The sequence below is a fragment of the Nocardioides thalensis genome (genome assembly GCF_013410655.1).
Taxonomy (GTDB): domain Bacteria; phylum Actinomycetota; class Actinomycetes; order Propionibacteriales; family Nocardioidaceae; genus Nocardioides; species Nocardioides thalensis.
The window spans coordinates 205,214-221,225 of the sequence record NZ_JACCFP010000001.1 but is presented as its reverse complement, the minus strand read 5'-3'; the positions used below and the strand labels follow the sequence as shown (position 1 = coordinate 221,225).

Genomic DNA, 16,012 nt, shown 5'->3' with positions numbered 1-16,012 from the left:
TGGCGCACTAGGGTGACCTCATGGCCGCGCCATCGGACCGGAGTCGCCGGCTCAACCTCAAGCAGCGCTCCACGCTGGCCGGCGAGGCCGCGGCTGCCGTGGCCGAGGTCGAGTCCGCGCTGGACCACCCGTCCGACCCCACGGCCGCGGCGTTCTTCGACGTGGACAACACGGTGATGCAGGGCGCGAGCATCTTCCACCTCGCCCGCGGGCTCTACCGCCGGAAGTTCTTCACCACCAAGGACATCGTCGGCGCCGCCTACAAGCAGGCCTACTTCCGGATCGCCGGGGTCGAGGACCCCGAGCACGTCGCCGAGGCCCGCAACTCGGCGCTCGCGTTCATCGCCGGGCACACGGTCGCCGAGCTGGAGGAGATCGGCGAGGAGATCTTCGACGAGGCGATGGCCCACCGGATCTGGCCCGGCACCCGAGCCCTCGCCCAGATGCACCTCGACGAGGGCCAGCGGGTGTGGCTCGTCACCGCGGCCCCGATCGAGATCGCCACCCTGATCGCGCGGCGCCTGGGCCTGACCGGCGCCTTGGGCACCGTCGCCGAGCACGTCGACGGCGTCTACACGGGCCGGCTGGTCGGCGACATGCTGCACGGCCCGGCGAAGGCCGAGGCGGTCAAGGCGCTCGCCGAGCGCGAGGGACTCGACCTCGCCCGCTGCTCGGCGTACTCCGACTCCGCCAACGACCTGCCGATGCTCAGCCTCGTCGGCGACCCGTGCGCGATCAACCCGGACGCGAAGCTGCGGGCGCACGCCCGCGAGCACGGCTGGCGGATCCGCGACTACCGCACCGGCCGGAAGGCCGCGCGGGCCGGGCTCGTGCTCGGCTCCGCGGCGTCGGGCGCGGCGGTCGCGGGGCTGGTGGCCAAGCGGCAGCTGCGCCGGCGGCTGGGAGGCCGCCTCGGCGTCTGAGGCTTGGCTACCCGTCAGTAGACGGGTTCTCCCGTTTTGTTCACAACGCGCGAGATCCCGCCTAGGATGCCGTGCGGGGGAGCAAAGGGGGGTCACTCCATGACCTGGGAGAGGGAGCAAGTCGCGCGAGGGTTCGATGCCCTTCGCGACGCTGTCGCGTCCCTCCTCAGCGACCCCTTCGCGCCGGCCCCGCTCGCGATCGCGACCGGTGGTGCCGGCTCCGGCGCCACGCCGCCCGGCCACTGGCTGCTGACCGAGGTCGACGACAGCTTCGACACCGAGGGACAGCGCCCGTACGGCGACGCGCCGCTCGCGACGTCCTCGGAGGACTCGCCCGAGGAGCGCGAGCGCCTGATCGGCCTGGTCGAGCTCGCCCGGCAGGGCGACGCCGAGGCGTTCGGGATGCTCTACGACCATTACCAGTCGTCGGTCTACCGGTTCCTCTACTACCGCACGCGCTCGAGCGTGATCGCCGAGGACCTGACCTCCGAGACGTTCTTCCGGGCGCTGCGCAACATCTCGTCGTTCCGCTGGCAGGGCAAGGACTTCGGCGCCTGGCTGATGACGATCGCGCGCAACCTCGCGACCGACCACTTCAAGGCCGGCCGCACCCGCCTCGAGCTGACCACCGAGGACATGGGCCAGCACGACGACGCCACCGAGGGCCCCGAGAACGCGGTGCTCCAGTCGCTCACCAACGAGATCCTCCTCGACGCGCTGACCAAGCTGCCCAACGAGCAGCGCGACTGCCTCGTGATGCGCTTCCTCCAGGGGATGAGCATCGCCGAGACGGCCGCCTCCCTGGGTCGCAGCGACGGTGCGATCAAGCAGCTCCAGCTGCGCGGCGTGCGCAACCTGGCCAAGCTGATGCCGGAGGGCCTGCGATGAGCATCCGGCGCACCGTTCCACGTATCACCGATCACACGGCAAAGTTCGTAACTTGCACGGGCCGGGCCTCGTTGAACGATCACATCGATGGACCACGACAGCAGGGACGGGAATCATGACGGGCGGGTTTGTGAGCCGTCGGCGCGCCGACGAGTTCGATGCCCAGCTGTCCCGCGCCCGGGACGGCAAGGGCCCCGCGGCCGACCCCGCGTTCGACGACCTGCTGGAGATCGTCGGTGCGCTGCGGTCCGTGCCCGAGGTCACCGCCCGCCCGGAGTTCGTCGCCGACCTGCGTGAGCGCCTGGTCGCCGAGGCGGCCGCCCAGCCGGTCCAGGCGGCCACCCGCCGGCCCGTCGACGATGCGCTCGTCGCCCGCCTCACTCCGGCCCAGACCCGCGGCCGCAACGAGCGTCGCCTCGCCACCCTGCTGGGCGGCTTCGCCGTGGTCGCCGCCACCGGCTCGATGGCGATGGCCTCGCAGGCCGCGCTGCCGGGTGACGTGCTCTACCCGATGAAGCGGGCCATCGAGAACGCACAGACCAACCTCCAGTCCGACGAGGCCGCCAAGGCCGAGACCCTGCTCGCCCACGCGCAGCAGCGGCTCGTCGAGGTCGAAGCGCTCAGCGAGCGCGACGGCGACGTCGCCGACGAGATCTCCTCGACGCTCCAGGACTTCAGCGAGCAGACCAACCAGGCGACGTCCCTGGCCATCGACGAGTTCGAGACCAGCGGCGACGAGAAGTCGCTCCAGGACGTGCGCACGTTCGCCGACGAGAGCATGGGCCAGCTCACCGACCTCGGCGACCGCCTGCCCGACGAGATCCGGCCGGCGCTGATCACCGCCGCGCAGACCGTGCGCCAGGTCGACAGTGCGGCGCAGCAGGTCTGCCCGACCTGCGAGGGCGGCACGGTCACCGACCTGCCCGAGTTCGCCACGCGCGCGCTCACCGACATCCTCAGCGGCGTGAGCGAGGACGCAGCGGCGGCCGAGCTCGCCGCCCAGCAGCAGCCGCCGCAGCAGCAGCGGCGCGACGAGCCGCGCAAGAACGTCGGCTCCGACAACGGTGGCAGGCAGCAGCCGACCGAGGAGGACACGGTCCTCCCCGACGCCGACGACCCGACCGACCTGCCCGACGACGACCCGATCGGCGACATCACCGACGGCCTGCTCGGCGGCGACAAGGACGGCGGCAAGAAGCCCGACGACACCGAGGACGACAAGGGCCTCGTCGGCGACGTCGTCGACGGAGTCGGCGGCCTGCTCGGCGGACTGCTCGGCGGCAACTGAGCCCTGCCGGACCGAGCGCGTGGCGCGCTCGTCAGGCCGCTCGACCCGCGGTCAGCGGAAGACCGACGTCCGCTCGCGCAGCAGCGTGTAGAGGGTCTGCTGGATCGTCTCCCGCACCTGGTCGGTCACGTTGAACACCAGCATCGGGTCGTCGGCGGCGCCGGCGTCGTACTCGTCGGTGCGGATCGGCTCGCCGAACTCCAGGTACCACTTCGACGGGAGCGGCACCAGGCCGAGCGGGCCGAGCAGCGGGAAGAGCGGCGTGATCGGGATGTAGGGGATCCCGAGCAGTCGCGCGAGCGACGGCACGTTGCCGACGAGGGGATAGATCTCCTCCGCGCCGACCACCGACAGCGGGACGATCGGCACCCCGGTGCGGATCGCGGCCGAGACGAAGCCGCCGCGCCCGAACCGCTGGAGCTTGTAGCGCTCGGAGAACGGCTTGCCGATGCCCTTGAAGCCCTCCGGCCACACGCCGACGAGCTCGCCGTCACGGAGCATCCGCTCGGCGTCCTCGCTGCACGCCAGCGTCGCGCCACCCTTGCGGGCGACCGCGCCCACGACGGGCATCTTGAACACCAGGTCGGCCCCGAGCGGCCGCAGGTGACGCCCGACGTGGTCGTGGATCGACACCATCGTCATCAGCCCGTCGACCGGGATCGTGCCCGAGTGGTTGGAGACCACCAGCGCACCTCCCTCGGCCGGGATGTTCTCCGCGCCGCGGACCTCGATCCGGAACCACTTCTGCGCGATCGGCCGCACCGCCGCCATGAAGAACCGCTCGGTGATCTCGCGGTCGAAGCCGTACTCGTCGACGACGTAGTCGCCGGTGAGGCGCCGGCGCAGGAACGCGAGGAAGCGGGCGAGCTGCGGCTCCCAGTCGGCTCCGAAGATCTCACGGCTGGCGCTCTGGAAGGCCATCAGCAGGTCGCCGACGGGGATCCCGCCCTTCGGCTCGCGGTCGGAGACCTGGATCGCCGGCGGGTCGGTCGCGCCGGCCGCGGCCGGCGCGTCGGTCTCCGCGCCGGGCCGGGCCTCCGAGGTGTCACGGCCCGTGCTCTCGTCGGGCGCCACGCCCTCCGACGGCTCGACGACCGTGCCCTCGACGTCGGCAGCCGGCTTCTGCGCGGCCTTCCGGGACTGGGGCGCGAGGCCGCGGGCGGCGGCCGACGGCCGCGTGCCGGTGCCGCGGCCGGGGCGACCGCGCGTGCCGAGCGGGATGATCTGTGCGCCTTCGGGCTCACCCATCGGTGCCTCCTGCGATGCTCAGCCGGGGTGCGCCGGGCAGCGGCGCCTCCTCCGGCTCGGGGAGTCGCTCGGCGACACTGTCGAGCATGCGGACGGCGTGGCCGCCGGTCGGCGTGAGCGTGCTGGCGAACTCGCAGAACGCCTCGGCGGTGGAGTACTGGGGCTCGAAACCGAGCTCGGTGCGCATCCGCGTGGTGTCGACCCCGCGCCCGAAGGTGAGGAACGAGATCAGCTCGGGCGACAGGTCGGCCAGGCGGGCCGACCGCAGCGCCGACCCGAGGCCGCCGAACGCGATCGACGGCAGGGGGACGCCGGGCCGCTGGAGGCGGCGCAGCGCCTGCGAGAGCGGCATGATGCCGTCACCGGCGACGTTGAACGTGCCGTGACTCTCCTCGAGCACGGCGTGGCGCAGGGCGCGGTTGAGGTCGTGCTCGTGCAGGAACTGGAGCCGCGGGTCGAAGCCGAGCACGGTCGGGATGACCGGCATCCGGAAGTACGACGTCAGCGGGCTCACGACCCGGGGACCGATCACGTTGGCGCAGCGGAGCATGGTGACGACCACGTCGGGGCGCCGGCGCGCGAAGCCGCGCACGTAGCCCTCGACCTCGGCGACGTCCTTGGCGTAGCCCGAGCGGGCCGCGCGCCGCGGCTCCATGTCCTCGGTGAACATCGCGGGATCGCGGCTGCTGGAGCCGTAGACGGTGGTCGTCGACTTCACCACGAGCTTGCGCACGCGCGGCGACTTCTGGCACGCAGCGAGCAGCTGCATGGTGCCGATGACGTTGAGCTCCTTCATCGTGCCCCGTGCTCCCGCGGAGCCGGGCGTCGCGATGACGCTCATGTGGACGACGGTGTCGACGTCCTCGCGGTCGATGATCTTGGCGATCACCGGGTTGCGGATGTCGGCGCGCACGAAGGTGACGTCGCCGATGTCGCCGCGCGGCGGCACGGCGTCGACGCCGACGACGCGGTCGACGGAAGGATCGGCGGCGAGGGTGCGCGCGAAGGTCCGACCGAGGTCACGGGAGACCCCGGTCACGAGGACCGTGCGACCGTCCGCCATCCCGAGGAGCCTGTCAGGACCTGGCGTCGGTCACTTGCCGAGCTTGCGGCGCTGCACCCGCGTCTTCTTCAGAAGCTTGCGGTGCTTCTTCTTGGCCATGCGCTTGCGCCGCTTCTTGATGACAGAACCCACGTGTAACCTCTCGATATGCCGGATGCCGGCGGTCGTGCTGGTCCCGCCCACGGTGGACGGGTGACCGGCACAGCCTATCCGGGCAGGCGAGGCCCCGGTGAATCAGCGTTCACGATGAGAGGAACCTCCCACCTCCGGCAGTCGATCAGCCGGCGTTGAAGAAGCTCTTGCGCAGGTAGTCGTTGACGTCGTCCTCGGTCACGCGGAACGAGCGGCCCACGCGGACGGCGGGCAGCTCGCCGCCGTGCACCAGGCGGTAGACGGTCATCTTCGAGACGCGCATCATGGACGCGACCTCGGCGATGGTCAGGAACTTGGGGTCCGGAAGCGACTCGGAGCGCTCGCGCGACGAGGGAGCCATGGTCAACCACACTTTCCGCGCACCCGTCACCGCCTTCCCCAGCAGTGAATGGCGGATGCCCTGGGCGTGAGAATAGGGCCAGATGTGACTCATGGGGAAGAGATTCACCAGAGGAACTTCTGTGAATACGGCGTGTCGTCTTGACGCTACGCCTCAGTCACGGCGCGCTCATGGCGGCGTCAGGGCAGCGGATCGAGCCCGTGGAGGGGGAACACGGCCATCCTGGTCTCGTTGATCGCCCGGTCCAGCCACGCCTCCGGGTCGTAGCCGTCCTCCCAGCGCCGGTAGCCGACGGGGCGCTCGTCGGTCATCCGACGCGGCGGCGTACCGCCGAACCGCGACCTGACGTGCTCGCGCCACGCCTCGGGCACCGGCTGCCCGAGGGCGACCGGGCTGCCCGCGACCGCGGCGAGGAGGTGGGTCCAGGCGCGCGGCACGACCGAGGTGACCGCGTAGCCGCCGCCCCCGGTCGCGACCCAGCGGCCGCCCGCGGCCTCGTGGGCGAGGTCGTGCAGCTCGAGGTAGGCCTCGCGCTGGCCGTCGACGCTGAGCATCAGGTGGGCGAGCGGGTCGTCGGCGTGGGAGTCGCACCCGTGCTGGGTGACGAGGACGTCGGGCGCGAACTCGCGCACCAGAGGCGGCACGACGGCGTGGAAGGCGCGCAGCCAACCGGAGTCGCTCGTACCGGGCGGCAGGGCCACGTTGACCGCACTCCCGGCGGCGTCGGGCCCGCCCGTGTCGGCGGGGAACCCGGTGCCCGGGAACAGGAACTGCCCGGTCTCGTGCAAGGAGATCGTGAGCACGCGCGGGTCGTCCCAGAAGATGCGCTCGACCCCGTCGCCGTGGTGCACGTCCACGTCGACGTACGCCACCCGCTCCGCGCCCTGGTCGAGCAGCCACCGGATGCCGACCGCGACGTCGTTGTAGATGCAGAAGCCGCTGGCCCGGTCGGGCATGGCGTGGTGCAGGCCGCCGGTGATGTTGGCGCTGTGCAGGCTGTCGCCGGTCCACACCTGGCGGAACGCCTCGACGCTCGCGCCCACGATGTGCGCGGAGGCGTGATGCATCCCGGCGAACACCGGGTTGTCGTCGGTGCCGAGGCCGCGCAGCTCCTCCCCCGGCCCGGGCTTCGCGCTCATCCGCTGGACGGCGTCGATCAGCTCGGGCTCGTGGACGGTGGCCAGCAGGTCGTCGGAGGCCATCGGCGCGGCCACGGTGACCAGCCCGCCGGCGCCGACGACGCCGAGCTCCGTCGCGAGCCGCATGGTCAGGTCGACCCGCACCGGCGTCATCGGGTGATCGGGCCCGAAGTCGTACTCCGTCAGGGTCGGGTCGAAGACGACCGTGGACGGCCCTGTGCACGCGATCACGCTACCGACGCTACCGGTGTCCGGCCGGCCGACGGCGGTGCCTGTGTTGTCGGCGGTCGCTGCGAGACTGTCGTCATGGTGACCGGGGGCGTGCTGTTCGACCTCGACGGCACGCTGTTCGACCACCGCAGCGCCGCCGAGCGGGGGGTGCGCGCCTGGCTGGCCTCGCTCGGCCTCGACGGCGAGATCGAGGAGCAGGTCGACCGCTGGTTCGCGCTCGAGACGCTCCACCACGAGCGGTTCCAGCGCGGCGAGATCAGCCACGTCGAGCACCGCCGCGCCCGGATCCGGGCGTTCTTCCCGCAGCAGGACCTCGCCCGTGACGCGGTCGCCGACGACACCTTCGCCGGCTACCTCGGCTTCTATCGCGCAGCCTGGTCGGCGTTCGCCGACGCGGCCGCGGCGCTCGAGTCCGCCCTCGCCGCCGGGCTGCCGGTCGGCATCCTGACCAACGGCGAGCAGTCGGTGCAGGAGACGAAGGTCCGCAGGACCGGCCTCGGGTCTTACGGCGTGCCCGTGGTGGCGTCGTCGTCGCTGGCCGCGGCGAAGCCCGACGCGCGCGCGTTCCACGCCGCCTGCGAGGCCATCGGGGTCGCGCCGGAGCGGTGCGTGATGGTGGGCGACTCGCTGCGACACGACGTCCGCGGCGCGACCGACGCCGGGCTGGCGGGCGTGCTCGTCGACCGCTACGGGCGCTACGACCGGCGGCCGGCCGACGTCGCAGGCGTACGGCGGATCCGGTCGCTCGCCGAGCTCGCCTGGACCTAGGAGTCTGCTGAAGCGGGTGCCCGCAGCCCGCGGAATCCGGTGGCGGCTTCCGGTGTTGGTGCCTAACGTGACGAGCATGATCACCGCCCCCGGCGCTCACCTGGCAGGCCTTCGCCTGCCGGGCGCCGACGTGTGCGCGGACCTGTTCTCACTCACCTCAGCCCGACGCTGACCCTCCCCCTGCAGCCAGCCAGCAGGACCCCACGGGGGCGGGTCGTCCCGTCCGTGGGTCCTGCACGTCCACCCAACTGACTGCAGAAAGAAATCTCATGGCCAAGAGCCAGTTCATCCGCACCAAGCCGCACCTCAACATCGGGACGATGGGTCACGTCGACCACGGCAAGACCACGCTGACCGCCGCGATCACCAAGGTGCTCTCCGACACCGACCCGGGCGCGACGCGGTTCGTGGCGTTCGACGGCATCGACCGCGCGCCGGAGGAGGTCGAGCGCGGGATCACCATCAACATCGCCCACGTGGAGTACGAGACGGCGACCCGTCACTACGCCCATGTCGACATGCCAGGCCACGCCGACTACGTGAAGAACATGATCACCGGCGCCGCGCAGGTCGACGCCGCGATCCTGGTGGTCTCGGCGCAGGACGGCGCGATGCCGCAGACCCGCGAGCACGTCCTGCTCGCTCGTCGCGTCGGCGTGCCCTACCTCGTCGTCGCCCTCAACAAGGCCGACACGGTCGACGACCCCGACCTGCTCGACCTCGTCGAGCTCGAGGTCCGCGACCTGCTGACGGAGTACGGCTTCCCCGGCGACGACGTACCGGTCGTGCCGGTGTCGGCGCTGCGCGCCCTCGAGGGTGAGGAGCGGTGGCAGGACTCGATCCGCTCGCTGCTCGCCGCCGTCGACGACTACGTCCCGACGCCGGTGCGCAGCGTCGACGAGCCGTTCCTGATGCCCGTCGAGGGCGTGCTGACCATCAGCGGCCGCGGCACGGTCGTCACCGGCGCGGTCGAGCGCGGCCGGCTGCGCGCCGGCGACGCCGTCGAGCTGGTCGGGCTCGGCCCGACGGTGGCGTCGGTGGCCACCGGGATGGAGTCGTTCGGCAAGACGCTCGACTCCGTCGAGGCCGGCGACAACGCCGCCGTGCTGCTCCGCGGCGTCCGCCGTCAGGACGTGCGGCGCGGCCAGGTGCTGGTCGTGCCGGGCACGGTGCGGCCGCACGCGCGCTTCACCGCCGACCTGCACGCGCTGACCGCGGCCGAGGGCGGGCGGCGTACGCCGTTCGCCGCCGACTACAAGCCCCAGTTCTACTTCCGCACGTCCGACGTGTCCGGGGGCTTCGACCTCGGCGAGGTCGAGCTGGTGCACCCGGGCGACACGGTCGAGGTGGCCGTCGAGCTCGGCAAGCCGGTGGCGATGGAGCCCGGTCTGGGGTTCGCGGTCCGTGAGGGCAACCGCACGGTCGCCGCGGGCGTCGTGAAGGCGACCCTCGACTGAGCAGCAACAGACGTGGCGCCGGCCAGGAGGACCTGGCCGGCGCCGTCGTCTGTCAAGGCGAGGGTCAGCCCCCAGCCAGCTCCCGCGAGCGGTCGCGGGCGGCCTCGAGCGCGGCGAGGAAGGCCGCGCGCACGCGGTGCACCTCGAGCTCACGGAGGGCCGCGGCCGTCGTACCGCCCGGGGAGGTGACCTGCTCGCGCAGGACCGTCGGGTGCTCGCCGGTCTCCTTGAGCATCGCCGCGGACCCGACGAGGGTCTGCACGGCGAGCTCGTGGGCGGTCGCGCGGGGCAGGCCGAGGTGGACCCCGGCCTCGATCATCGACTCCACGACGAAGAACACGTAGGCGGGCCCGGATCCGCTGATGGCGGTCACGGCGTCCTGCTGCTTCTCGGGCACCCGCACCACGCGGCCGACCGAGGCCATCAGCGACTCGGCCTCGGCGAGGTGGGCCTCGTCGCAGTGGGAGCCGGCGGAGATCGCCGACATGCCCTGGTCGACGAGCGCCGGGGTGTTCGGCATGACGCGGACGACGGCGACGCCCTCAGGGACGTAGGACTCGATGAATGCGGTGGTGATGCCGGCCGCGAGAGAGACCAGCAGCTGCCCCGCCCGCAGCGAGGGGGCGATCTCGCCGAGCACGTCGGCCATGTCCTGCGGCTTCACGACGAGCGCGACCGTGTCGGCCTTGGCTGCCGCGTCCACGTTGGAGACGACGGTGACGCCGTAGCGCTCCTCGAGCTCGGTGGCACGCTCGGCGCGCTTCTCGCCGACCAGGAGGTCGTCGACGCGGCGGCCCGCGCGCACCAGGCCGGAGAGCAGGGTCTCGCCCATCACGCCGGCGCCGATGACGGCTGTCTTCTGCATCTGCTGGATCTCTCCGGGTAACTCAGGGAACGTGTCTCGCACGCCGATGAATGTTCGTGACCAGTAGACCCTAGAAGGGACGGACCCATGAAACAGCCCAGTATCCGGCTCGCACTCTGCTCGCTGGTCGTCGCCGGCGCCCCGCTCCTGGGTGGCGTCCCGGCGTACGCCGGCGACGACGGGGTCGAGCGCAACGGCTCCTGCTCCGGCCGGTCGGACTGGGAGCTCCAGGCCAAGGCGCGCGACGGCGGGCTGGAGGTCGAGGCCGAGGTCGATTCCAACCGCCGCGGGCAGCGCTGGAAGTGGGTCCTCCGGCACAACGGCGACGTCGTCGACCGGGGCGTCTCCCGCACTCGGCCGCCGAGCGGCTCGTTCGAGGTCGAGCGGCGCACGAACAACGCCGACGGCACCGACACCTTCCGGTTCCGCGCGACCCATAAGGGCGAGGTCTGTCGGGGCCGGCTGCGGATCTGACCCGGGCTACTTCTTCGAGATCAGCGAGCGCGCGAAGAACGTCAGGTTCTGCGGGCGCTCGGCGAGCCTGCGCATGAGGTAGCCGTACCACTCCGCGCCGTACGGCACGTAGACGCGGACGGTCTCCCCCGCGTCGGCCAGGCGCTTCTGCTCCAGCGGCCGGATGCCGTAGAGCATCTGGAACTCGTAGCTGCCGGGCGCGCGGCCGTAGCGGCTCGCGAGCGACGAGGTGATCTCGATGAGCCGCGGGTCGTGGGTCGCGATCATCGGATAGCCCTCGCCGCCGAGCAGCACCTTCAGGCAGCGCACGTAGGAGCGGTCGACCTCGTCGGCGTCGGTGAAGGCCACCTCGGCCGGCTCGTCGTACGCCCCCTTGCAGAGCCGCACCCGCGAGCCCTCCCCGGCGAGCGCCCGGCAGTCGGCCTCGGTGCGGTGCAGGTAGGCCTGGAGCACGGCGCCGGTCTCGGGGAAGTCCTTGCGCAGGTCGCGCAGGATCCGCAGCGTCTCGTCGGTGGCGGTGTGGTCCTCCATGTCGAGAGTGACCGTGGTGCCGGCGTTGCGGGCCGCGCGGCAGATGTCGCGCGCGTTCTCGAGCGCGGTCTTGTAGCCGCCGCCCGGGGCGTCGTCGTGGCTCAGGCGCAGTCCGATGGCGGTCAGCTTCACGCTCACCTCGGCGACGTTGGTCAGGTCGCGGGCAAAGAGCCGGTCGAGCAGGTCGCGGTAGGCCGCGACCGTCGCTTCCGCCTGGTCCAGCTCGAGGGTGTCCTCGCCGAGGTAGTCGATCGTCGCAGTCAGCCCGTCGGCGGCCAGCCGGGCCACGGCCTCGACGACGTCGTCGACCGTCTCGCCGGGCACATAGCTGCGCACGATCCCCGCGGAGACCGGCATCGACGTCACCACGCGCTTGACGGCGCCGCTGCGTGACAGCAGCAGCAGTGCGTCCCGGAGAGGTCTCATGGCTCCCACGTTATGTGAGCGAGCGGGAGTCGGCGCAGTCGAGGTGGCACTACGCCGTACGCCGCCGCAGCGTCGCCGCCCCCAGCGCCAGCGCAGCAAGCGCGAAGCAGGTGATGACCGCCAGGTCGGCCCACACGTCGCCGGTGCTCGCGGTCGACGCGAGGCGCTCCATGGCGTCCACCGCGTAGGAGAGCGGGAGCACGTCGGAGACGGCGTCGAGCACGTCGGGGAGCCGGTCACGCGGGACGATGAGGCCGCACAGCAGGATCTGCGGCACCACGACCGCGGGCAGGAACTGCACGGCCTGGAACTCGGTGCGCGCGAACGCCGACACGAACAGCCCGAGCGCGGTGCCGAGCACCGCGTCGACCACGGCGACGACGCCGAGCAGCCAGACCGGGCCGCTGACGTCGAGGTCGAGCAGGCCGACGCTGATGCCCACCGCGAGCGCGGCCTGCACGGCGGCGACGAGCCCGAACGCGAGGGCGTAGCCGAGGAGGAAGTCGAACTTGCCCATCGGCATCGCGAGCAGCCGCTCGAGGGTGCCTCCCGAGCGCTCGCGCAGCGTCGTCACGCTCGTCACGAGAAACATGACGAAGAACGGGAAGACCGCCAGCAGCGCCGGCCCGAGGCGGTCGAAAACGACCGGCGTGGCGTCGAACATCCACCACAGCAGGCTGATCAGCAGGCACGGCAGCACCAGCAGCATTGCCAGGGTGCGGTGGTCGCGGCGCAGCTGAGTCAGCACGCGGGCGGCGACGGCGAGGGTGGTCCGGAGGTTCATGCCGCTCCCTTCACGATGGCGAGGAACGCCTGCTCGACGTCGTCGACGCCGGCCTTCTCCTTGATCTCGGCAGGCGTGCCGTCGGCGAGGAAGACCCCGTCGCGCATGAGCAGCAGCCGGTCGCAGCGCTCGGCCTCGTCCATGACGTGGCTCGACACGAGGACGGCGGCGCCGGCCTCCGCGAGCCGGTGGAACATGCCCCACAGCTCCTCGCGGAGAACCGGATCGAGGCCGACGGTCGGCTCGTCGAGCACGAGCAGGTCGGGACTGCCGAGCAGCGCAACCGCCAGGCTCGCGCGGGAGCGCTGGCCGCCGCTGAGGTTGGCGACGACCTGGTCGGCGTGGCTGCGCAGGTCGACGGCATCGACGCACCGATCCACCTCGTCCCTGCCCACGCCGAGCACGCGGGCGAAGAACGCGAGGTTCTCGGTGACGCTGAGGTCGTCGTACACGCTGGGCGCCTGGGTGACGTAGCCGATCCGGCTCCGCAGCGACGCCGATCCGGCGGGCTCGCCGAAGACCGTGAGCGTGCCGGTGACGCCGGCCTGGACGCCGACGATCGCGCGCATCAACGTCGACTTCCCGCACCCGGACGGGCCGAGCAGGCCGGTCACCTCGCCGGCGGGCACCGAGAAGTCGAGCCCGTGCAGGACCTCGCGGCCGCCGCGGACGACGACCAGGGCCGAGCCCTCGATCGCGTTATTCATCATGTGTTGAATAATGCGCTTGTCCGCGCGGTGATGCAAGCGCGGTCATCAGCAATTCACTTGCCTGGCGATGGACCGGCGGACACGATCGCCGCATGGGACGCGACGTCGCCGTACTCGGGCTCGGCAACCTCGGAGGGGCGGTCGCGCGGCGGCTCGCCGGCACCGGCTGGGAGGTCGTCGGCTGGACGCGCTCCGGCGCGACCGTCGACGGCGTGCAGCCCGCGGGCTCGGCACAGGAGGCGGTCGCCGCGGCAGGGACGGTCGTGCTCGTCCTGTACGACGGCCCCGCCTGTCGTGAGGCGCTCGCCCAGGTCGAGGTGACCGGGCGAACGGTCGTCAACCTCAGCACCGTCGGCGCGGCCGAGGCCGAGGAGCTCGCGGCGTCCGTCGACGCCGCCGGAGGGACCTACGTCCATGCGCCCGTCGTCGGCACCGTCGCGCCGGCGCTCGCGGGCAAGCTCGTCGTGCTCGCCGGGACCGGTGGCGAGCCCCCTGTCGACGAGCTGCTCGGGACGCTCGGCACGGTCGTCCGCGTCGGAACGCCCGGCGACGCCGCCCGCGCGAAGCTGCTCGCCAACGGAGCACTGACCAACGCGCTCCTGGCGATCCGGGACGGCCTCCAGCAGGCGGTCGGGCTCGGGCTGTCGCAGGAGGTCGCGCTCGACGTGCTCCAGCACACGGCGCTGGGCGGGCTGGTCGCGGGCAAGCGCGGCCGGATCGCGTCCGGCAACCAGGAGCCGGCCGACTTCACGATCGACGCGCTGCACAAGGACATCGAGCTGCTGGCTGCGGAGACGCCCGCCGCTCAGACCGTGCTCCAGCGCCTGCGCGACGCGACCGCGTCAGGAAGTGCCCACGACGGGACCCTGGGCGCCAACGACATCGCCGGCGTGGCCCGGCCGGGGCGCGACTACTCGCCGACCCCGACCTCGAGCACGCTCCTGTGGGCCGACGGCGTCGACGCCGCGGTCGCAGCGCCGCTCCGTGCCTACGTGCGCGGCCACGCCACGGGCGACCCGGCCCACTTCCGCGAGGCGTTCCTGCCCAGCGCCCACATCGAGGGCCTGCGGGACGGGGAGTTCGTGTCCTGGACGGTCGACGAGTACGTCGGCCTGTTCGACGGAACGCCGGCGCCAGACGAGGACGCGCGCCGGCGCGAGCTGCGCAGCCTCTCGGTCAGCGGGACCATCGCCATGGCGTCGATGGAGCTCTTCCACGGGGAGGCGACCTTCACCGACCAGTTCCTGCTCGTCCGGTCGGCCGACGGCTGGCGGATCGCGAACAAGGTCTACCACCGTCACTGAACCGGCAGGTCACCCGTCAGGTAGCGCTGGACGACCGGGCCGTAGATCCCCACCAGCTCGTCGGTGCCGAGCGAGGCGATCGGCTCGATGCGCAGCACGTAGCGGGCGAGGATCAGGCCGATGACCTGGCTGGCGACGAGCGGCATGCGCAGGTCCGGGCGGTCGACGCCGAGCCGCTCCCCCATCGGGATGATCACGACCGGCAGGAAGCCCTCGCGGATCAGCTTGTCGCCGCCGGGCTCGAGCACGCGCCGGACCGTGGCGAGCAGGCCGGGCTGCAGCCCGGGGTCGTCCCAGACCGAGAGGAACGTACGCAGCAGCGGCTCGGCCGCCTGCTCGGCCGGACCGAGGGTCGCGGTGGTGAGCAGCTCGCGCGGGTCGACGGGCAGCGCCAGTGCCGCGACGAACAGGTCGTCCTTCGAGCCGAAGTAGTGGTGCACCAGCGCCGCGTCGACGCCGGCGTCAGCGGCGATGGCCCGGATCGTCGTGCCGCCGAACCCGGCGGCCGCGAAGTGCTCGCGCGCCGCGGACAGGATGGCGGCGCGCGTGTCGGGGCTGCCGGGCCGCCTGCCCCGGCGCTGCGCCGTACTCATGTCCCTGAGGCGGGTACGGCGGACAGGTGCTCGATCGCGAACTCCAGGGACTCGCGCAGATCGGCCTCCCGCTCGGCGACCGTGCGGCAGCGGCGGGTGTTGATCTCCAGCACGACCTCGCCGTCGAAGCCGGAGGCGGTCAGGTGACGCAGGAACGCGTCGGCGCCGACGGTGCCGCGGCCGGGCACCAGGTGCTCGTCCTTCGCGCTGCCGGTGCCGTCGGTGAGGTGGATGTGGCGCAGCCGCGGCCCGAGCCGCTCGGCCATCGCGACCACGTCGCTGTGCGCGATCGCCGCGTGGGAGAGGTCGATGCAGGTGTTGGCGTACTCGTGGTCGGACGGGTCCCACCCGGGGACGTACATCTCGAGGCTGCGGCGGTTGCGGCGCGAGGAGGCCCGCCAGGGATACATGTTCTCGACCGCGAACCGGATGCCGGTCGCCTCCTCCAGCGCGGCGATGCCCTCGACGAACCCGAGCGCGTAGTCGCGCTGCCACCGGAAGGGCGGGTGCACGACGACGACCTCGGCTCCCACGTCGTGGGCCATCTCCGCCGACCGCTCGAGCTTGCCCCAGGGCTCCAGGCCCCAGACCCGCTGGGTGAAGAGCAGGCACGGCGCGTGCACCGCGCTGACCGGCATGTCGTGGTGGTCGGAGAGCTGCTTGATCGCGCTCGCCTGCTGGGAGAGCGCGTCGATCCCGACCATCACCTCGACCGCTTCGTAGCCGGTGCGGGCGGCGTACGAGAAGGCGTGGGCGGTGGACTCGGGATAGACCGAGACCGTCGAGAGTCCGATGCGGGGCCGCGGATGGCCTGGGCTGGACATCCC

18 protein-coding genes are annotated in these 16,012 nt (G+C 72.2%); 7 read left to right on the top strand and 11 right to left on the bottom strand.

The genetic code is table 11. The features are described from left to right. Positions 1-20: 20 nt before the first annotated feature. From HNR19_RS01085 to HNR19_RS01075, 3 genes are all read left to right on the top strand, one after another. Entirely contained in the window at positions 21-923 is a 903-nt protein-coding gene (locus HNR19_RS01085; protein WP_179666155.1) for an HAD family hydrolase, read from the top strand. 99 nt (positions 924-1,022) lie between these two features. Next, on the top strand, positions 1,023-1,811 hold the full coding sequence (locus HNR19_RS01080) for a sigma-70 family RNA polymerase sigma factor (protein ID WP_179666154.1): 789 nt from the start codon (positions 1,023-1,025) through the stop codon (positions 1,809-1,811). Positions 1,812-1,941: 130 nt separating this feature from the next. Beyond that, positions 1,942-3,099, top strand: a complete 1,158-nt coding sequence (locus HNR19_RS01075) for a DUF5667 domain-containing protein (RefSeq protein WP_179666153.1) — start codon at positions 1,942-1,944, stop codon at positions 3,097-3,099. A gap of 51 nt (positions 3,100-3,150) precedes the next feature. Here HNR19_RS01075 and HNR19_RS01070 read toward each other — a convergent pair whose 3' ends face one another. From HNR19_RS01070 to HNR19_RS01050, 5 genes are all read right to left on the bottom strand, one after another. Continuing rightward, positions 3,151-4,347 (bottom strand): lysophospholipid acyltransferase family protein, encoded by a 1,197-nt coding sequence (locus HNR19_RS01070; RefSeq protein ID WP_179666152.1) that lies wholly within the window; start codon positions 4,345-4,347, stop codon positions 3,151-3,153. Beyond that, entirely contained in the window at positions 4,340-5,410 is a 1,071-nt protein-coding gene (locus HNR19_RS01065; RefSeq protein WP_179666151.1) for an NAD-dependent epimerase/dehydratase family protein, read from the bottom strand. Before HNR19_RS01065 ends, HNR19_RS01070 begins: the two co-directional genes overlap by 8 nt. A 30-nt stretch (positions 5,411-5,440) precedes the next feature. Then, on the bottom strand, positions 5,441-5,542 hold the full coding sequence (locus tag HNR19_RS01060; RefSeq protein WP_008356322.1) for a 30S ribosomal protein bS22: 102 nt from the start codon (positions 5,540-5,542) through the stop codon (positions 5,441-5,443). Positions 5,543-5,687: 145 nt separating this feature from the next. Continuing rightward, positions 5,688-5,903, bottom strand: a complete 216-nt coding sequence (locus HNR19_RS01055) for a helix-turn-helix domain-containing protein (RefSeq protein ID WP_179666150.1) — start codon at positions 5,901-5,903, stop codon at positions 5,688-5,690. A 179-nt stretch (positions 5,904-6,082) separates the two neighbouring features. After that, a complete protein-coding gene (locus HNR19_RS01050; RefSeq protein ID WP_343046992.1) occupies positions 6,083-7,273 on the bottom strand; it encodes an acetoin utilization protein AcuC in 1,191 nt (396 codons plus the stop codon). 75 nt (positions 7,274-7,348) lie between these two features. Here HNR19_RS01050 and HNR19_RS01045 point away from each other — a divergent pair, with 75 nt between their 5' ends. Both HNR19_RS01045 and tuf read left to right on the top strand, forming a co-directional pair. Next, entirely contained in the window at positions 7,349-8,041 is a 693-nt protein-coding gene (locus HNR19_RS01045; RefSeq protein WP_179666149.1) for an HAD family hydrolase, read from the top strand. 269 nt (positions 8,042-8,310) lie between these two features. Continuing rightward, positions 8,311-9,498 (top strand): elongation factor Tu, encoded by a 1,188-nt coding sequence (gene tuf, locus HNR19_RS01040; RefSeq protein ID WP_179666148.1) that lies wholly within the window; start codon positions 8,311-8,313, stop codon positions 9,496-9,498. Positions 9,499-9,562: 64 nt separating this feature from the next. Here the strand turns inward: tuf and proC are convergent, their stop codons facing one another. After that, positions 9,563-10,363, bottom strand: coding sequence for a pyrroline-5-carboxylate reductase (proC, locus tag HNR19_RS01035; protein WP_179666147.1), 801 nt, complete (start codon positions 10,361-10,363; stop codon positions 9,563-9,565). An 87-nt stretch (positions 10,364-10,450) separates the two neighbouring features. Here proC and HNR19_RS01030 point away from each other — a divergent pair, with 87 nt between their 5' ends. After that, positions 10,451-10,837 carry a hypothetical protein gene (locus HNR19_RS01030; RefSeq protein ID WP_179666146.1) on the top strand — a complete coding sequence of 129 codons (387 nt, stop codon included), beginning with the start codon at positions 10,451-10,453 and terminating at the stop codon, positions 10,835-10,837. A 6-nt stretch (positions 10,838-10,843) separates the two neighbouring features. On the opposite strand, the gene HNR19_RS01025 is transcribed toward HNR19_RS01030, so the two are convergent. The 3 genes from HNR19_RS01025 to HNR19_RS01015 are packed head-to-tail and all read right to left on the bottom strand — an operon-like array spanning position 10,844 to position 13,285. Then, the gene (locus tag HNR19_RS01025; RefSeq protein WP_179666145.1) at positions 10,844-11,794 is read right to left on the bottom strand and encodes a proline dehydrogenase family protein; all 951 of its coding nucleotides are present in this window, start codon (positions 11,792-11,794) and stop codon (positions 10,844-10,846) included. A gap of 49 nt (positions 11,795-11,843) precedes the next feature. Continuing rightward, positions 11,844-12,578, bottom strand: a complete 735-nt coding sequence (locus HNR19_RS01020; RefSeq protein ID WP_179666144.1) for an ABC transporter permease — start codon at positions 12,576-12,578, stop codon at positions 11,844-11,846. Next, positions 12,575-13,285 carry an ABC transporter ATP-binding protein gene (locus tag HNR19_RS01015; RefSeq protein WP_343046991.1) on the bottom strand — a complete coding sequence of 237 codons (711 nt, stop codon included), beginning with the start codon at positions 13,283-13,285 and terminating at the stop codon, positions 12,575-12,577. The genes HNR19_RS01020 and HNR19_RS01015 overlap by 4 nt, the downstream gene beginning before the upstream one ends. 95 nt (positions 13,286-13,380) lie before the next feature. On the opposite strand from HNR19_RS01015, the gene HNR19_RS01010 reads away from it, so the two are divergent. Next, a complete protein-coding gene (locus tag HNR19_RS01010) occupies positions 13,381-14,592 on the top strand; it encodes a nuclear transport factor 2 family protein (RefSeq protein WP_179666142.1) in 1,212 nt (403 codons plus the stop codon). On the opposite strand, the gene HNR19_RS23060 is transcribed toward HNR19_RS01010, so the two are convergent. Both HNR19_RS23060 and HNR19_RS01000 read right to left on the bottom strand, forming a co-directional pair. Further along, the gene (locus tag HNR19_RS23060; RefSeq protein ID WP_179666141.1) at positions 14,586-15,185 is read right to left on the bottom strand and encodes a TetR/AcrR family transcriptional regulator; all 600 of its coding nucleotides are present in this window, start codon (positions 15,183-15,185) and stop codon (positions 14,586-14,588) included. The two genes, HNR19_RS01010 and HNR19_RS23060, sit on opposite strands and share 7 nt — an antisense overlap. Next, entirely contained in the window at positions 15,182-16,009 is an 828-nt protein-coding gene (locus tag HNR19_RS01000) for a sugar phosphate isomerase/epimerase family protein (RefSeq protein ID WP_179666140.1), read from the bottom strand. Before HNR19_RS01000 ends, HNR19_RS23060 begins: the two co-directional genes overlap by 4 nt. Between the last annotated feature and the right edge of the window lie 3 nt (positions 16,010-16,012).

Bases quoted from the DNA above. Each gene is read 5' to 3' on its own strand.
- HNR19_RS01045 (WP_179666149.1), top strand. From the start codon at position 7,349: ATGGTGACCGGGGGCGTGCTGTTCGACCTCGACGGCACGCTGTTCGAC.
- HNR19_RS01070 (WP_179666152.1), bottom strand. From the start codon at position 4,347: ATGGGTGAGCCCGAAGGCGCACAGATCATCCCGCTCGGCACGCGCGGT.
- HNR19_RS01055 (WP_179666150.1), bottom strand. From the start codon at position 5,903: ATGGCTCCCTCGTCGCGCGAGCGCTCCGAGTCGCTTCCGGACCCCAAG.
- tuf (WP_179666148.1), top strand. From the start codon at position 8,311: ATGGCCAAGAGCCAGTTCATCCGCACCAAGCCGCACCTCAACATCGGG.
- HNR19_RS01010 (WP_179666142.1), top strand. From the start codon at position 13,381: ATGGGACGCGACGTCGCCGTACTCGGGCTCGGCAACCTCGGAGGGGCG.
- HNR19_RS01020 (WP_179666144.1), bottom strand. From the start codon at position 12,578: ATGAACCTCCGGACCACCCTCGCCGTCGCCGCCCGCGTGCTGACTCAG.
- HNR19_RS01000 (WP_179666140.1), bottom strand. From the start codon at position 16,009: ATGTCCAGCCCAGGCCATCCGCGGCCCCGCATCGGACTCTCGACGGTC.
- HNR19_RS01085 (WP_179666155.1), top strand. From the start codon at position 21: ATGGCCGCGCCATCGGACCGGAGTCGCCGGCTCAACCTCAAGCAGCGC.
- HNR19_RS01030 (WP_179666146.1), top strand. From the start codon at position 10,451: ATGAAACAGCCCAGTATCCGGCTCGCACTCTGCTCGCTGGTCGTCGCC.
- HNR19_RS01065 (WP_179666151.1), bottom strand. From the start codon at position 5,410: ATGGCGGACGGTCGCACGGTCCTCGTGACCGGGGTCTCCCGTGACCTC.
- HNR19_RS01080 (WP_179666154.1), top strand. From the start codon at position 1,023: ATGACCTGGGAGAGGGAGCAAGTCGCGCGAGGGTTCGATGCCCTTCGC.
- HNR19_RS23060 (WP_179666141.1), bottom strand. From the start codon at position 15,185: ATGAGTACGGCGCAGCGCCGGGGCAGGCGGCCCGGCAGCCCCGACACG.
- HNR19_RS01025 (WP_179666145.1), bottom strand. From the start codon at position 11,794: ATGAGACCTCTCCGGGACGCACTGCTGCTGCTGTCACGCAGCGGCGCC.
- proC (WP_179666147.1), bottom strand. From the start codon at position 10,363: ATGCAGAAGACAGCCGTCATCGGCGCCGGCGTGATGGGCGAGACCCTG.
- HNR19_RS01015 (WP_343046991.1), bottom strand. From the start codon at position 13,285: ATGAATAACGCGATCGAGGGCTCGGCCCTGGTCGTCGTCCGCGGCGGC.